The 15,298-nt window shown below is 67.6% G+C and carries 12 protein-coding genes and 1 pseudogene; 6 read left to right on the top strand and 7 right to left on the bottom strand.

Annotation, left to right across the window (positions count from 1 at the left end):
* Nucleotides 1-27 precede the first annotated feature (27 nt).
* Nucleotides 28-387 (bottom strand): hypothetical protein, encoded by a 360-nt coding sequence (locus tag ACQI5H_RS08280; RefSeq protein WP_427078918.1) that lies wholly within the window; start codon nucleotides 385-387, stop codon nucleotides 28-30.
* Between the two features lie 149 nt (nucleotides 388-536).
* On the opposite strand from ACQI5H_RS08280, the gene rbpA reads away from it, so the two are divergent.
* Nucleotides 537-872 (top strand): RNA polymerase-binding protein RbpA, encoded by a 336-nt coding sequence (gene rbpA, locus ACQI5H_RS08275; RefSeq protein ID WP_427078917.1) that lies wholly within the window; start codon nucleotides 537-539, stop codon nucleotides 870-872.
* Between the two features lie 25 nt (nucleotides 873-897).
* Here the strand turns inward: rbpA and lnt are convergent.
* From lnt to ACQI5H_RS08260, 3 genes and pseudogenes are all read right to left on the bottom strand, one after another.
* Nucleotides 898-3,689: pseudogene (gene lnt, locus ACQI5H_RS08270) on the bottom strand (apolipoprotein N-acyltransferase).
* A complete protein-coding gene (locus tag ACQI5H_RS08265; RefSeq protein WP_427079111.1) occupies nucleotides 3,682-5,214 on the bottom strand; it encodes an amidohydrolase in 1,533 nt (510 codons plus the stop codon). Before ACQI5H_RS08265 ends, lnt begins: the two are co-directional and overlap by 8 nt.
* Before the next feature lie 91 nt (nucleotides 5,215-5,305).
* A complete protein-coding gene (locus ACQI5H_RS08260) occupies nucleotides 5,306-5,818 on the bottom strand; it encodes an FxsA family protein (protein WP_427078916.1) in 513 nt (170 codons plus the stop codon).
* Nucleotides 5,819-5,891: 73 nt separating this feature from the next.
* Between ACQI5H_RS08260 and ACQI5H_RS08255 the strand changes: the two genes are divergently transcribed.
* On the top strand, nucleotides 5,892-6,593 hold the full coding sequence (locus ACQI5H_RS08255) for a dienelactone hydrolase family protein (RefSeq protein WP_427078915.1): 702 nt from the start codon (nucleotides 5,892-5,894) through the stop codon (nucleotides 6,591-6,593).
* A gap of 5 nt (nucleotides 6,594-6,598) precedes the next feature.
* On the opposite strand, the gene ACQI5H_RS08250 is transcribed toward ACQI5H_RS08255, so the two are convergent.
* The 3 genes from ACQI5H_RS08250 to cobN form a co-directional block, all read right to left on the bottom strand.
* On the bottom strand, nucleotides 6,599-7,450 hold the full coding sequence (locus ACQI5H_RS08250) for a type 1 glutamine amidotransferase domain-containing protein (RefSeq protein ID WP_427078914.1): 852 nt from the start codon (nucleotides 7,448-7,450) through the stop codon (nucleotides 6,599-6,601).
* 5 nt (nucleotides 7,451-7,455) lie between these two features.
* Nucleotides 7,456-7,842, bottom strand: coding sequence for a PPOX class F420-dependent oxidoreductase (locus tag ACQI5H_RS08245; RefSeq protein ID WP_427078913.1), 387 nt, complete (start codon nucleotides 7,840-7,842; stop codon nucleotides 7,456-7,458).
* A 137-nt stretch (nucleotides 7,843-7,979) separates the two neighbouring features.
* Nucleotides 7,980-11,564 (bottom strand): cobaltochelatase subunit CobN, encoded by a 3,585-nt coding sequence (cobN, locus tag ACQI5H_RS08240; protein WP_427078912.1) that lies wholly within the window; start codon nucleotides 11,562-11,564, stop codon nucleotides 7,980-7,982.
* A 59-nt stretch (nucleotides 11,565-11,623) separates the two neighbouring features.
* On the opposite strand from cobN, the gene ACQI5H_RS08235 reads away from it, so the two are divergent.
* From ACQI5H_RS08235 to ACQI5H_RS08220, 4 genes are all read left to right on the top strand, one after another.
* Nucleotides 11,624-12,424 carry an SDR family oxidoreductase gene (locus ACQI5H_RS08235; RefSeq protein WP_427078911.1) on the top strand — a complete coding sequence of 267 codons (801 nt, stop codon included), beginning with the start codon at nucleotides 11,624-11,626 and terminating at the stop codon, nucleotides 12,422-12,424.
* A gap of 91 nt (nucleotides 12,425-12,515) precedes the next feature.
* On the top strand, nucleotides 12,516-13,670 hold the full coding sequence (locus ACQI5H_RS08230; RefSeq protein WP_427078910.1) for a hypothetical protein: 1,155 nt from the start codon (nucleotides 12,516-12,518) through the stop codon (nucleotides 13,668-13,670).
* A complete protein-coding gene (locus ACQI5H_RS08225; RefSeq protein ID WP_427078909.1) occupies nucleotides 13,670-14,314 on the top strand; it encodes a TetR/AcrR family transcriptional regulator in 645 nt (214 codons plus the stop codon). The genes ACQI5H_RS08230 and ACQI5H_RS08225 overlap by 1 nt, the downstream gene beginning before the upstream one ends.
* Nucleotides 14,307-15,230 carry a metal-dependent hydrolase gene (locus ACQI5H_RS08220; RefSeq protein WP_427078908.1) on the top strand — a complete coding sequence of 308 codons (924 nt, stop codon included), beginning with the start codon at nucleotides 14,307-14,309 and terminating at the stop codon, nucleotides 15,228-15,230. Before ACQI5H_RS08225 ends, ACQI5H_RS08220 begins: the two co-directional genes overlap by 8 nt.
* Nucleotides 15,231-15,298 lie beyond the last annotated feature (68 nt).

The raw sequence follows: 15,298 nt of genomic DNA, 5'->3' as shown, positions 1-15,298 counted from the left end.
CCGGCCAGGCGCCGCGGGGCGTCGCGGTCAGACACCCACTCGGCGCCAGCCGTCGGCGGCGCGGGCGGCGCGGATCAGCACTTCGCACAGGGCGCGCACTTCGGTTGCCTCGGCTCCCTCGTCGAGCGCCGTGGCGACGTCCTCCGCCGCGCATCGCACCTGGTAAACACGATCCGAGAGGTCGGCCGCCTCGTCGGCCGACAGCACCACCGCATCGGCCGGCAGCGCCAGAGCTGCCCCCGCCTCGCCCCGGTGGAGCGAGGCCCGTTGCTCGTAGGCCCGCTGCCGGCACGACTGCCGGCAGTACTGGCGGCGGCGGCCCATGCCGGCATCGGCGACGTCTCGACCACACCAGCGGCAGGGCTGCGGGCGGGCACGGCGGGTCACGCCTGCCGACTTTAGTCGGCCGCGCTCGGCCATCCCGGTATCATTGATGGTCGCGCCGCATAGGCCGCGTGTCGGCCCGGGAACTACGCCGAGCACCGTAACGTTTGCCAAGCGGAGAAAATGCCACAGAACCTAGAGGAGTAGCACCCATGGCGGATCGAGTACTGAGGGGCAGTCGCCTCGGAGCCGTGAGCTACGAAACCGACCGCAACCACGACCTGGCGCCGCGTCAGATCGCGCGCTACCGCACCGAGAACGGCGAGGAATTCGAGGTCCCGTTCGCCGACGACGCCGAGATCCCCGGCACCTGGCTGTGCCGCAACGGCATGGAAGGCACCCTGATCGAGGGTGACCTGCCGGAGCCGAAGAAGGTCAAGCCGCCGCGGACCCACTGGGACATGTTGCTGGAACGCCGCACGGTCGATGAGCTCGAAGAGCTGCTCAAGGAGCGGCTCGACTTGATCAGGTCGAAGCGCCGCGGCTGACGCGGGCTGACGACGTCCCTGCGCCCTACGCCCCGGCCGACTTGGTGCGGTTGTCGGCGCGCGCCGCGCGTGCGCTAGGGGTTCGACCCTGGATGCCCCACCGAGTGACCTTCACCAGGGCCTCGCGGATGTTGGATCCGCTCATTTTCGACACGCCGAGTTCACGCTCGGTGAAGGTGATCGGCACTTCGACGATGGCGAAGCCGTTGCACACCGTCCGCCAGGTCAGATCGATCTGGAAGCAGTAGCCCTTGGAGTCAACGCCGTCGAGGTCGATCGCCTCGAGGACTTCACGACGATAGGCGCGGTAGCCGGCGGTGATGTCGTGGACGTCGATGCCGAGCGCCACCCGCGCATAGGTGTTGGCCGTCCAGGACAGGGCCCAGCGCCGCCACGGCCAGTTGCGTACCGTTCCGCCGTCGACGTAGCGCGAACCGATCGCCAGGTCGGCTCCGGCATCGACGGCGTCGAGTAGGCGGTGCAGCTGTTCGGGCGCGTGGCTGCCGTCCGCGTCCATCTCGACGAGCACCGAGTAGTCCCGGCTCAAACCCCAGGCGAAGCCCGCCAGGTAGGCGGCGCCCAGGCCGTCCTTGGCCGTGCGGTGCATGACGTGGGTGCGGCCCGGATCGGCCGCGGCCAACTCGTCGGCGAGCTCGCCGGTGCCGTCCGGGCTGCTGTCGTCCACGATCAGCAGGTGCACCTCGGGGCACGCGTCCTTCAGCCGCCGGTGGATCACCGGCAGGTTCTCCAGCTCGTTGAAGGTGGGGATGATCACCAGGACGCGCTGGCTGGGCCGATTGCCCGGAACGCGGGGCGCCTGCTGGCCGGTGGTCATGTAGCTCCTCTGTGTCGCCCGAAACTAGGTGGGCCGCCCTCGTCGAGCGGGGTCTCGTCACCGCCTTCTTCCGGCGGAGTGTGGTCGCCGTCCTCATCGGGCGCGGCGTCGTACGTCATGTCCAAGTCGCCCTCGGCCTCGGCCGGGGACTTACCGGAATCGTCCGATTCACCCGAAGGCCTGCGCCAGGAGGGCCGCAACCTCGGCCGAACCGGACGCGGGGACCACCCATTGTGCCGTATCCCGACCAGAATGGCCGCTCCAGCCGCCACGACCAGCAACCATTGCACGATCGGCCCCCAGCGGGTGGCCGGCGTCAGCTGCGTCTTGAGGCGCACCTGGATGTCCAGATAGCCGGGCTCGAAGAATCCGGTGCGGACCAATTCGGCCCCGTCCGGGGCGATCACCGAACTGATCCCGGTGGTGCCGGCGACCACGACATATCGGTCGTGCTCCACGGCTCGGACCTTGGCGAATGCGAGCTGTTGCTCGCTCATGCGCCTGTTGAAGGTGGCGTTGTTGGCGGGCACGGCCAATAACTGGGCGCCGTTGCGGACGGCTTTGCGCGGTTCGCGGTCGAAGATCACTTCCCAGCACGTGGCCACACCGACCGGGACCCCCGCGATCTGCACCACGTCGCTGCTCCTGCCGGGCACCATGTTGCCCGCCCGGTCGGCGTAGGCGGACAGGTGCTTGAAGAGCCACGGCATCGGCAGGTATTCGCCGAACGGCTGCACGATTTCCTTGTCGTGGCGGTCGGCCGCGCCACTGACCGGATTCCAGACGATCATCGTGTTGGTGTATTCGTCGGTTTCCTGGGTGCGGCCGGGCGCGGCGAGGACGGTCCCCACCAGGATCGGCGCCCCGATCGCATGGGCCGCCTGCGCGATCTGCTGCCCGGCGTCGGCATTGAGCAACGGATCGACGTCCGACGAGTCCTCCGGCCAGATGACGAATTGAGGTTGTGGTGCGAGCCCGGCGCGCACGTCCTCGGCCAGCCGCAGCGTCTCCTGGACATGGTTGTCCAGCACCGCTCGGCGTTGCGCGTTGAAGTCGAGACCGAGCCGAGGGACGTTGCCCTGCACGGCCGCGACGGTGACCGTGGGTTCGCCGCCCGCTCCGGCGCCGGCGTGCCGCACCTGCGGCCAGATGATGACGGCGGTGAACAACACCAGGCAAATGCAGATCCCCGGCAGCACCACCGCGGGCGGCTGCTGATCGGCATCCTCGGCGTCCTTCCCCACCGCCTCGGTTCGCCACCATTTCATGATTTCCAGCGCGATCGCGGTCGCGCTGAATCCCACCAACACCACGGCCGTCGACAGCAGCGCAACGCCGCCGAGCTTCACCAACGGCAGCAGCGGACCTTCGGCTTGACCGAACGCCACCGACCCCCAGGGAAAGCCGCCGAACGGAACCATCGACTTCAACCACTCCTGGCCCGCCCACACCAACGCGAACCACACCGGCCAGCCGGGCAGCCCCCGCACCACGACGGCGAACAGGCCGAACAGCGCGGGAAACAGCGCGCAGGCCGTCGCCAACGCGAACCACGGCACGTCGCCCACCAGCAGGCTGATCCACGGCAGCAGCGGCAGATAAAACGCGAGCCCGAACAGAAATCCGTAGCCCAGACCGCCCACCACCGTGGTGGCGGGGTGCTTGAGCACCCAGGCCAACAGCGCGGCGGCGACCACGGCGGCCCACCACCAGCTCAGCGCCGGGAAGCTGGCGCACATCAGCAATCCGGCCACGACGGTGACCAGCAGCCGCGCCAGACGTGGCTGCAGCGCCGCCTGCAGGCCCGGCAGCCGAGCGACCACCGCGGCGACCGCCCCCGCCAGTGCCTGCCGTGCTATCGCCCCCGCGCGCTCGGCCACGCCGGGAGCGTCATGCGTGTCCGTGCGTACCGGCGCGTCGGTGGACTCTTCGTCGCGCTCCGATTCGGCCTCGTCGGGCCGCTCGTGCCGACCGTTAGCCATAGATGACAGCGCCCCGATGTACGGTCCGGCGGCAGCGCGGCAACGCATCGACCGGCCCCAGCCGCGGCAACGCGGGCACCCGCGAGCGCGGGTCGGTGGACCAGCGCTGCACGGCGTCGCGCGGTGCGCTCACGTCCAGGGCTTCGGCGTCCCAGACGGCGTAGGAGGCGGGCGCACCGGGCACCAGGGTCCCCGTCACGCCGTCGTGGACACCGCTCGCGCGCCAGCCGCCGCGGGTCGCGGCGGCGAATGCGGCCCGAGCCGACACGGCACTGCCTGCGGTGTGATGGTTGACCGCCGCACGCACGCTTGCCCACGGGTCAAGACCCGTCACCGGGGCGTCGCTACCGAGCGCGAGGGGCACGCCTTGGGATGCTAACAGCGCCAGCGGGTTGAGCCGGCTGCCTCGTTCGGCGCCGAGCCGGCGGGCGTACATGCCGTCGTCGCCGCCCCACAGCGCATCGAAATTGGGCTGCACGCTGGCGATGACGCCCCACGCGCCGAGTCTGGCGGCCTGATCGGCCGTCACCATCTCGAGGTGCTCCAGGCGATGCCCGCAGCGGGCGACCGCGGCCGTCCCCAGGTCGGCCACGACCCGTTCGATGGCATCGACGACCGCGTCGACCGCGGCATCCCCGATCACGTGGAAACCCGCCGTCACCCCGGCCTGGGTACAGGCCCGCAGGTGCGCCTCGATGCCGTCGGGATCCAGGTGGCAGGTGCCGACGCGGTCCGGCGCGTCGGCGTACGGCTCGTGCAGCCAGGCGGTGCGGGACCCGAGCGCCCCGTCGATGAACAGGTCACCGGCTAGCCCGCGGGCTCCGGTGACGTCCATGAGGGATTGGGCCTGCTTCGGGCTGGTCACCGCCTCACCCCAGTAGCCGATGACCTCGACGCCGTGATCGAGGGCGCGAAGCGCCAGCCAGTCGTCCAGGCCGCCGATCTCGGGCCCGGCGCATTCGTGCACCGCGACGATGCCGGCCGCGCCGGCGGCCCGCAACGCGGCGCCCCGGGCGTCGGCCAGCTGCCCGGCGGTCAGCAGGCTGCGGGCGGTCGTTCGGGCCAGGTGGTGCGCATCGCCGGCGAGCGGGCCCTCGGCGCTGAAGCCGTCCGCCGCCGGCAGCTCCGCAACCATTCGTCGCAGCGCCGACGAGGCCAGGGCGGAGTGGACGTCGACGCGCGCCAGGTAAGCGGGCCGGTCCCCGAGCACGGCGTCGAGGTCGTTGGCGCTCGGCGGGGTGTTGTCGGGCCACGACGACTCGTCCCAGCCGTGCCCCCACACCGGTTGGCCGGGGTGCGCGGCGGCATGCTCGGCGACCATCTGAATGCACTGTGCGCGCGACGTGGCGGGCCGCAGGTCGAGCCCGGTGAGGGCGAGGCCGGTCGCGGTCAGGTGGATGTGGCTGTCGACGAATCCCGGCGCGACGAAGCCACCGTCGAGATCCACGACCTCGGCGTCGGGAAACTGGCTGCGGCCGACGTCATCGCTGCCCAACCACGCGACGACGTCGCCGCGCACCGCCATGGCGGTGGCATCGGGGTGGCTGGGGCTGTGCACCCGGCCGTTCAACAGCAGCGTCGTAGCCCGACGATCGGTTTGCGCCACACGCCAAAACTTAGATCGAGCCCGGCGACGACGGGGGCCGCGGTGGCAGCTCGACGTCGTGCACGTCGATGACCTCGCCGTCGATGTAGTCGCGGCGGTCGCCGGCATAGCCGCGGCGGGGGTCGGCCGTGAAGACCGTCGTCTGGGTGATCAGCGGCGCCCGCCCGCGCAGTCCGCGCAGCGCGATCCCACTCAGGCCGGGGCGCGCGACCGCCCGGATCGGCGGTACCAGCAACAACAGCCCCAACACCGTGGTGACCAGTCCGGGAACCAAGACCAGCGCCATGGCCAGGCCGACCATTGCGCCGTCGTTCACCGCGGCCTGCGGTTCGGTCAGGCCAGATCGCAGTTGCCCGAGCTGGCGAATGAGTTGCGACCCGGCCATCGGCGCCAAGAGGCCCCACCCGAGCAGGAATGTGGCCAGCAGCACCAGCAGGGTCCAGCCCCAGCCGATCGTCGACACCAGCGCGAAGATGACCGCCAGTTCGACGACCGCATAGACGAGCAACAGCCGCGACACCATGTCACGCCAACGTCCGCGGACCGACGCTGAGTTCCCCTGGTGAGGCGCAACCCGGCTGCAGTTAGATGACGCTATGACGACGATTCAGATCGAGGCCCCGGACGGACCCATCGATGCGCTGCTGAGCGTTCCCCAGGGCGACGGCCCCTGGCCTGGCGTGGTGGTCATCCACGACGCGGTCGGCTACGGCCCCGACAATGAACTGATTTCGCGGCGCATCGCGCAGGCGGGCTATCTGGCGCTGACCCCGAATCTGTACGCCCGGGGTGGTCGCGCGCGATGCATCACCAGGGTCATGCGCGAGCTGCTGACCAAGCGTGGTCGCGCGCTTGACGACATCCTGGCCGCGCGCGATCACTTGCAGTCGATGCCGGAATGCACCGGCCGCGTCGGCATCGCCGGCTTCTGCATGGGCGGAGGTTTCTCACTCATTATGTCGCCCAAGGGTTTTGGTGCTTCCGCGCCGTTCTATGGGACGCCACTGCCGCGCAACTTGAGCGAGACGCTGGACGGGGCATGCCCGATTGTCGCAAGCTTCGGCAGTCGTGATCCGCTGGGCGTCGGCGCACCAAAGAAATTTCGCGAAGTGACGGCCGCCAAGGGAATCACCACCGATATCAAGGCCTACCCCGGTGCGGGTCACAGCTTCGCGAACCAGCTCCCCGCCCAGCCGCTGCTTCGCGTCGTCGGATTCGGCTACAACCGGGCGGCGGCCGACGACGCGTGGGACCGGGTCTTCGCGTTCTTCGGCGAGCATCTGGGCGACACGACGTAGCGCCGTCAGAGTTTCCGCGACAAAACGGTGGCGAAGGTGTGCGTGTCGCCGGGCCAGCGCGCCGAGATGTAGTTGCCGTCATCGACGACGAATGCCGGCCGCGAGTCGGTCGCGGTATCCCTTGCCACTCCGGAGGACTTGCGCCGCCAATGCGGTTCTCCGCGGACGACGTCGCAAAAATCTGCCGGATCTTTAAGGGCGCGGGTGACTTCGGACTGCACCGACATGTACCCGTCGGGCTGGCCGGGCCGCTCGGTGTAGGTCCGGTAGTAGTCGGGGTCGCGGAATCGGGTGAGACGGGTGAGCCGCCAGGCGAGCCGTTCCATTGCCCACGTCAACGACGTGGTCCTGCGTCCATAGAGCACGGAGTGACCCGTTGCGGGATCGACGCTGCGCGCGGCGAGCAGCACACCGTGACAGATCGCGGCCACCATCGTCCCGCGGGCGAAGGCGTCCACCACCAGCCGGTGCAGTATGTCGCTGTCGATGTAGCTGCGCATTCCGCGGGCGCGGTGTCCGCCGGGCAGGAGCAGCGCGTCGACGTCGTCGAGGGTGGCCTGAGACCAGCTGAGGGGATGCCGAAATTCGGTCGAATCGACCATCGCGGCGTAGGCATCGCGACCGTCCTTGTTGGCGCGCAGCATCAGCCCGATGACTGGCACCGCGCCCAATATCGGTAGCGCAGACCAGATGTCGAGCCCGCGGCCGGTGACCATGATGTCGTCGGCCACCCCTGCCGAGCCGCTTTCGGTGGCGAACACCACCCTATGACCGTTCCTCGTCAGGACGCGCCAGCTGACGGCGACCTCGGTGGGGTCGAAGTCGCGGTCCGGGATCGGGATCAGGACGGTGCCCATTTGCGTTAGGGCGCGGCCACTTTGAGCTCGAGGCCGACGTTCTTTTCCATGCCGCCGCGCGCCTTGCTGAACAAGTTGAACACCTTGCCCACGATGCCGTAGCGCTTGACGATCGCGTCGTAGACGGCGGCGGTGTGCGACTTGTCGAGGATGGCCGCGGTCCCCTCGACCGGCTCGCTGGTCGGGCGGCCGCGCATGGTGCAGGTGGCTAGCGTCACGCGCGGGGTGTTGCGGATCCGCTTGACCTTCCACGACTTTTCTTCGGTGATCACGAGGAGCCGGTCACCATCGGCAGCGGTCCAGATTGGCACCGGCTTGGGGCGGCCGTCCTTGGTGAAGGTGGTCAGGAGGATGTATTGCGCCTTGGCGAGGTCCGCGAAGCTGGGGGTCACGCTGCCAACCTACTCCGTGAGAAGGCTCCTGACGGCGGCCCTCTCATGCCGAGCGTGCGGCCAGCCGCACGTTCGGCTCCGAGTGTGCGGCTAGCCGCACGTTCGCGATCGGGGCGGCGAATTCGGAGTAGCCCCGATCAGCCCTCCAGGTCACCCTCGGTTTCCAACAGCGCCTGACGCAGCCCGTCGAGGGTTTCCGGTTGCGGCTCCGCCCACATGCCGCGGCCGGCGGCCTCCAGCAGCCGCTCGGCCATGCCGTGCAGCGCCCAGGGGTTGGATTCCGCCATGAACTTCCGGTTCTCGGCGTCCAGCACGTAGCGTTCGGTGAGTTGTTCGTACATCCAGTCGGCCATCACCCCCGCGGTGGCGTCGTAGCCGAACAGGTAGTCGACGGTCGCGGCCATCTCGAAGGCACCCTTGTAGCCGTGCCGGCGCATCGCGGCCATCCAGCGGGGATTGACCACGCGGGCGCGGAATACCCGGGTGGTCTCCTCCGACAGGGTGCGGGTGCGGATCGCGTCGGGCCTGGTGTTGTCGCCGATGTAGGCGGCGGGCGCTTGGCCGGTCAGCGCCCGCACGGTAGCCACCATCCCGCCGTGGTACTGGAAGTAGTCGTCGGAATCGGCAATGTCGTGTTCGCGGGTGTCGGTGTTCTTGGCGGCCACCGCGATTCGCCGGTACTGGCGGTTCATGTCGTCGACAGCCTCGCGTCCGTCCAGGTCTCGACCGTAGGCGAAGCCGCCCCACGCCGTGTACACCTGCGCCAGATCCGCGTCGTCGCGCCAGTTGCGGCTGTCGATCAGCTGCAGTAAGCCGGCGCCGTATGTTCCCGGCTTGGATCCGAAAATCCGTGTGGTGGAGCGGCGCTGATCGCCATGCTGGGCCAGGTCGGCCTGGGCGTGCGCGCGTACGTAGTTGTCTTGCTCCGGCTCGTCGAGGTCGGCGACCAACCGCACCGCGTCGTCGAGCATGGTCACCACATGCGGGAAGGCATCGCGGAAGAACCCCGAGATGCGCACGGTCACATCGATGCGCGGCCGGCCCAGCTCGGCCAGCGGCATCGGGGTCAGACCGACGACCCGCCGCGACGCGTCGTCCCAGACCGGTCGAACGCCCAGCAGCGCAAGGACTTCGGCGATGTCGTCACCGGCGGTGCGCATGGCCGAGGTGCCCCATACCGACAGCCCCACCGATTGCGGCCATCGGCCATGATCGTTCCAATACCGGGTGAGCAGCGAATCCGCCAGCGCCACACCGGCTTCCCATGCCAGCCGGGACGGGATGGCTTTGGGGTCGACGGAGTAGAAGTTGCGTCCGGTGGGCAGCACGTTGATCAGGCCGCGCAGCGGGGAACCCGACGGACCGGCCGGGATGAACCGGCCGTCCAGGGCCCTTAGCACCTGGACGATTTCCGATGCCGTGCCGGCCAGCCGGGGCACCACCTCGGTGGCCGCGAACCGCAGCACTCTTGCCACCTCGGCGTTGTCGGTGAGGCTTTCGGCGGCGTCGGGATCCCATCCGGTGGCCTGCAGCGCGGCGACCAGTTCGCGGGCGGCGGCCTCGGCCTCGTCGACGGTTGCGCGCTCGTCGGTGCCGTCTTCGGCCAGACCCAGCGCCTGGCGCAGGCCGGGCATGGCGTGCTCCCCGCCGAACAGCTGGCGGGCCCGCAAAATCGCCAGGACCAGATCGAGTTCGGCTCCGCCCGTTGGCCTTTGGCCCAGGATGTGCAGTCCGTCGCGGATCTGGACGTCCTTGATCTCGCACAGCCAGCCATCGATGTGCAGGATCATGTCGTCGAACGAGTCCTCGGCGGGTCGCTCGGTCAGGCCCAAGTCGTGATCCATCCTGGCGGCCCGGATGAGCGTCCAGATCTGCTGGCGGATGGCGGGCAGCTTGCCGGGGTCGAGCGCGGCGACGGTGGCGTGCTCGTCGAGCAACTGCTCCAAACGCGCGATGTCGCCGTAGGTTTCGGCGCGCGCCATCGGCGGGATGAGGTGGTCGACGAGCACCGCGTGCGCTCGCCGCTTGGCCTGGGTGCCCTCCCCGGGATCGTTGACGAGGAAGGGATAGATCAGCGGCAGGTTGCCCAGCACGGCGTCGGATCCACACGCGGCCGACATGCCCAGCGTCTTTCCGGGCAGCCATTCCAGGTTGCCGTGCTTGCCCAGATGGATTACGGCATCGGCGTGAAAACCGGCGTCGAGCCAGTGGTAGGCCGCCAGGTAGTGGTGGCTTGGCGGCAGGTCCGGGTCGTGATAGATGGCAACGGGGTTTTCGCCGAAACCGCGGGGCGGCTGCACCATCAGCACGAGGTTGCCCGCTTGCATTGCGGCGATGACGATCTCGCCATCGGGATCGTTGCTGCGATCGACGAAGAGGTCGCCCGGCGGCGGGCCCCAGTGTTGTTGCACGGCGTCGGTGAGTCCGGGCGGTAGGGTCGCAAACCAGTCGCGATAATCCTTGGCGGACACTCGGATCGGATTGCCGGCCAGTTGCCCTTCGGTGAGCCAGTCGGGGTCTTGTCCGCCGCGTTCGATCAGCGCGTGAATCAGGGCGTCGCCGTCATTAGACTCCACCCCGGGAAGGTCCCCCACCCGATACCCGCGCTCGCGCATCGCGCGCAGCAGCGCGACCGCGCTGGCCGGGGTGTCCAGTCCGACCGCGTTGCCGATCCTGGCGTGCTTGGTCGGATACGCCGAAAACACCAGGGCCACGCGCTTGTTCGCGGGCGCGACGTGCCGCAGCCGTGCGTGGCGGACCGCCAGGCCCGCGACGCGCGAGCAGCGTTCCGGGTCAGCGACATAGGAGATCAGGCCGTCGTCGTCAATCTCCTTGAACGAGAACGGAACCGTGATGATGCGCCCGTCGAACTCCGGGACCGCCACCTGACTGGCCACGTCCAGCGGGCTGAGCCCGTCGTCGTTATCGCGCCATTCGTCCCGCGGGCTGGTGAGGCAGAGGCCCTGCAGGATCGGGATATCCAGGGCCGCAAGGTGTTCGACGTTCCAGCTGTCGTCGTCGCCGCCGGCGGACACCACGGCCGGCTTCAGTCCCCCAGCCGCCAGCACGGTGACCACCATGGCGTCGGCTTCGGCGAGGCGTTGCAGCAGTTCCGGTTCGGCGGTGCGCAACGACGCGCAGTAGACGGGTAGCGGGCGCCCGCCCGCGTCCTCGACGGCCCGGCACAGCGACTCGACGTAGGCCGTGTTGCCGGCCAGGTGCTGGGCGCGGTAGTAGAGGATCGCAATCGTCGGGCCTTCGGTGTTGGCGTTTTGGCGCTGCAGCTCGCCCCACGTCGGCGTCACCACCGGCGGGGCGAACCCGTACCCCGTCATGAGCACGGTGTCCGAAAGGAAGGCGTGCAGCTGGCTCAGGTTCTCCACGCCGCCGTGGGCCAGGTAGATGTGCGCCTGCACCGCGATGCCGGCCGCCAGGGTGGACAGGCCGGTCAATTCGGCGTCGGCGGCCTGCTCACCGCTGACCAGCACCGTCGGGACACCGCTGGCGATCACGGCGTCGATGCCGCTTTGCCACGCGCGATAGCCGCCGAGGATCCGGACCACCGCGATCGCCGCGTCGGCCAGCAGGCCGGGCAGTTCTGAGTCGGTTAGGGGGTCGGACAGCCGCGACGGGTTGGCCCACCGATAGTTTTTGCCGCTGGACCGGGCGCTGATCAGGTCCGTGTCGGACGTCGACAGCAGCAGGATGGTCGGCTCGGCCACCCACCATTCGTACCGCAGTGGGGCTCGGCAGCCGGCGGCGGTACGGCTAGCGTGGGGTGATGAAGGCTGCAGTTGCGGACAAAGTCATTGCCATCACCGGCGGGGCGCGCGGAATCGGTCTGGCCATTGCCACGGTTCTGCGGGACCTCGGCGGCAAGGTCGCGGTCGGCGATATCGATCCGGTCGACGGTGACGTGTGCCGTCGGCTGGATGTGACGGATCGGCAATCCTTCATCGATTTCCTCGACGGCGTCGAAAACGACCTGGGACCGCTCGACATATTGGTGAACAACGCGGGCGTCATCGCGGTGGGTGGCGCCGTCGACGAGGCCGATGCGGTCACGCGGCAACTGCTTGACGTCAACGTTTTCGGCGTGATCCTGGGCACCAAGTTGGCCGCCCAGCGGATGCTGCCGCGCCGTCGCGGTCACATCGTGAACGTCGCCTCCTTGGGCGGCGTGCTGCCAACCGAGGGCATCGCAACCTACTGCGCCACCAAGCACGCCGTCCTCGGCTACACCGACACCGTTCGCATGGAGAACCGTGGCAGCGGTGTCCACTTCTCGGCGATCATGCCGACGCTGACGAACACCGAGATGGTCGCCGGCATCGGACACGCTCGGGGTTTCAAGAACGTCGAGCCAGCGGACGTCGCCCGGGCGGTCGCGGATGTCATCGCCAAACCGAAATCACGTGTCGTCGTTCCCCGTTCGATAGGCGTGGTCGCGTCCGCTCAGCGTTTGATGCCGCAAGGCGTATCGGAGGCCCTGGGCCGCCTGTTGGGCACCGGGCGCGTCTTCACCAGCGACGTCGAGGCGGCGAAGCGCGCTTCCTACGCCCGCCGGACCGGGACGTCCTAGGTCTCGCGACCGACTACTAGAGGCTAGACCATACACTTCCCTATTGTGTATGGTCGACGTCTAGCGTGTCGGATAGCCAATGGAGGCGACGGTGGATACCTGTACCGCGGACTACGAACGACTCGCTCGAGGACTAGGCGGGTTGCGATGCGACGGCAATCCACTGATCACCCTGACCAATCCCTTCGGGTTGCAACACTGGTCGATGCCGGTGATCGAAGCCCTCCTTGTCGTCGGCGCGGTCGCTTGCCTCATCCACGCCCTCCGATGGCGGCGCGAGCATGGCGATTCATCGAACCTCGTCGTCTGGATCGCCTCGATATTCGTGCTGTTGATGGTCGAACCCATCGCCTATTTCCCGCAATGGTTTGGCCTAGAGCGTTCGCTGGGTTTGACCTTCGTCCACAACCAGTTCTCGGTCCAGTTCCTCTATGACCGCCTTCCGCTGTACATCGTGGCGATGTACCCCGTCTACACCTACATTTCGTACGTCCTGATCCAGCGCACTGGAATCTTCAAGCGGCACAATGTCATCGTCGGTGCGACGTGTGTGGCCTTCACCTTCCATTGCCTCTATGAGGTCGTTGACACCGTAGGGGTTCAATTCCGTTGGTGGGTCTGGAACGAGGAGCTTTCAACCTCGGTGCCGGCGTTGGGTGTCGTTCCCTACCTCAACATTCAGGCGTTTTCGCTGGGAGTGCCGTTCGGCATCGCGTTGCTTACCCTGCTGGTGTCCAAGCGGCCCGCACCTAGCGGATGGCGGGTCGCGCGAAACGTCTTGGTGGTCTGCTTGTTTACGTGGCCGGTCATGTTTCTGTCGTCGCTTCCTGCGACGCTGCTCAACCTGGTCGGTGTACCGATCATCAGTGCACGCCTCGTCGGAACCTGGCTGCTGATAGCCGCCGCCGCAGCGCTATCGGCCGTGGTGTTGGCGCGTGAGTACGCCGCACGTCGCAGCGACTCGTCTCGAGTGCCAGCTGGCGTGGAGAGGGACTACTTCGCACTGGTCTGCGTCGTCGTATATCTCGTTGCGTGTGTCGCATTCTGGGGAGCGGCGCTGCCCGACTATCTGCGGGCGGACCATGGCATCACACCGAGCGGAGCACCGACCGGCTCGCTTGCCTATGGCGTTGTGACCTTCGTTCTTTCGGTTGCCTTGACCGCCGCCTGCTATCTGGCGACGACGAGCCGCGCGCGGCAAGGCGCGTTGGCAACAGTTGCGGCTTACGACGACCCCGCGCCCTGATGCGCACCCACGGATGGTCGGGCGCGGCGCCAGCCTCGGACGCCGAAGCGATAGACCGAATCCTCGCTGCCGCGAAACGAGCGATTGACAAGCGCGGCAACGAGATACGAATCACCGACATAGCGCGTCAGCTTGGCATCACCCGCCAAACTGTCTACCGCTACTTTCCCAGCACCGATGCGCTGTTGATCGCGACCGCGATCTCCGAGGCCGCGCCCTATCTTGATGCGCTTACCAAGCATCTAGCCAAACTCCACGACCCGGCACAGGCCGTGGTGGAGGCTATCGCCCACACGCTTGAACGCCTGCCAGAAGAACGCTACCTTGGCCTGCTCCTCTTACCGGGCCAGCGCGGCGCATTCGCCGCCGGGGTCACATCCGATACCGCGTTGACGTTCGGACGGACGATGCTGGAACGCTTCGCGATCGATTGGAATGCGGTCGGAATCACCGCAGACAAACTTGATGTCCTTACCGAATACATGTTGCGCATCCTGCAGTCGCTCGTTATCGATCCCGGCCGGCCACCGCGGCGTGGACCAGTACTGCGGCACTACTTGGAGACGTGGGTGACGCCTGTCGTGTTGGCGCTAGAGAGCAGCAACGGGCCGAAGCGAAAGTCAGGCAAAAGCACTCATGACTGAATTGACCGTGCGTCGGATACGGTTCGATTTCGCGGAGCCCGTGCCTGTGGTGTGGCAACCCCACAACCCGTTGTTCTCGCATGCCGTCAACCTGATGTCATTCATCGCCATTTGCTTCGAAAAAATGATCGTCGAGGCGGTGCGAGAGGCGACACCGCATTTCACGGATTCCGGCGTGGCCGCAGAAGCTAGCGCCTTCCTTCGCCAAGAAGCTCAGCACGCCAACGCACACCGCCAGCACATCACCGCCCTCATCCGGCGGTATCCAGGCTTACAAGAGACCCTCGACGCGATCATGGCCTCATACGACGACATGACCAAAACGAAGTCCCTCGAATACAGATTGGCCTACATCGCAAATTTGGAGGCGACGTTCACGCCCTCATTCAGGTTTCTACTGGACAACGAGCACATCATGTTTCGTCCCGGTGATGACCGCGTGGCGTCGTTGCTGTTGTGGCACATGGTCGAAGAAGTCGAGCACCGCAGTTCGGCCCTCATCATCTACAACGCTGTCGTCGGCAAGCGACTCTACCGTCTACAAACGCTTCCCAGCGTCGTCCGCCACATCATGGGCACCCTGGTGCCGATCTATGTCAACGGCGTCAATTCTCATGTACCCGAACGCGACCGAGTGCTCGACCTCCGGGTGATGTCTCCATCATGGCGCGTTCGAGCACAACTACGCAGCCTCCTGACGAAGCGAACGCGCAGACCTTGCCTCACACCACCGCCGATGCTCAAACACGTTGCCCGCAGGGACAAGCGCCAAGCGCTGCAAGGGCTTATCCGAAGTCAGAACCCGTTCTTCGATCCAGCCGACGAGATTCTTCCCGCCTTTGCCGAGCAATGGTTCGCCCGCTACGAACGCGGTGACGATGTCACACATTGGTACGGCAGCCGCCGTACCAACTAGCCGACCAGGGTTGGCCACAGCACCTCATCGGTCCGTCGGCGCAGGGGCCTGCGCGGTGGGATGCCCAC

The sequence above is a fragment of the Mycobacterium heidelbergense genome (genome assembly GCF_050205645.1).
GTDB lineage: Bacteria > Actinomycetota > Actinomycetes > Mycobacteriales > Mycobacteriaceae > Mycobacterium > Mycobacterium heidelbergense_A.
Note: the sequence above shows the minus strand (reverse complement) of the source record. Positions and strands in the feature narration are given on the sequence as shown.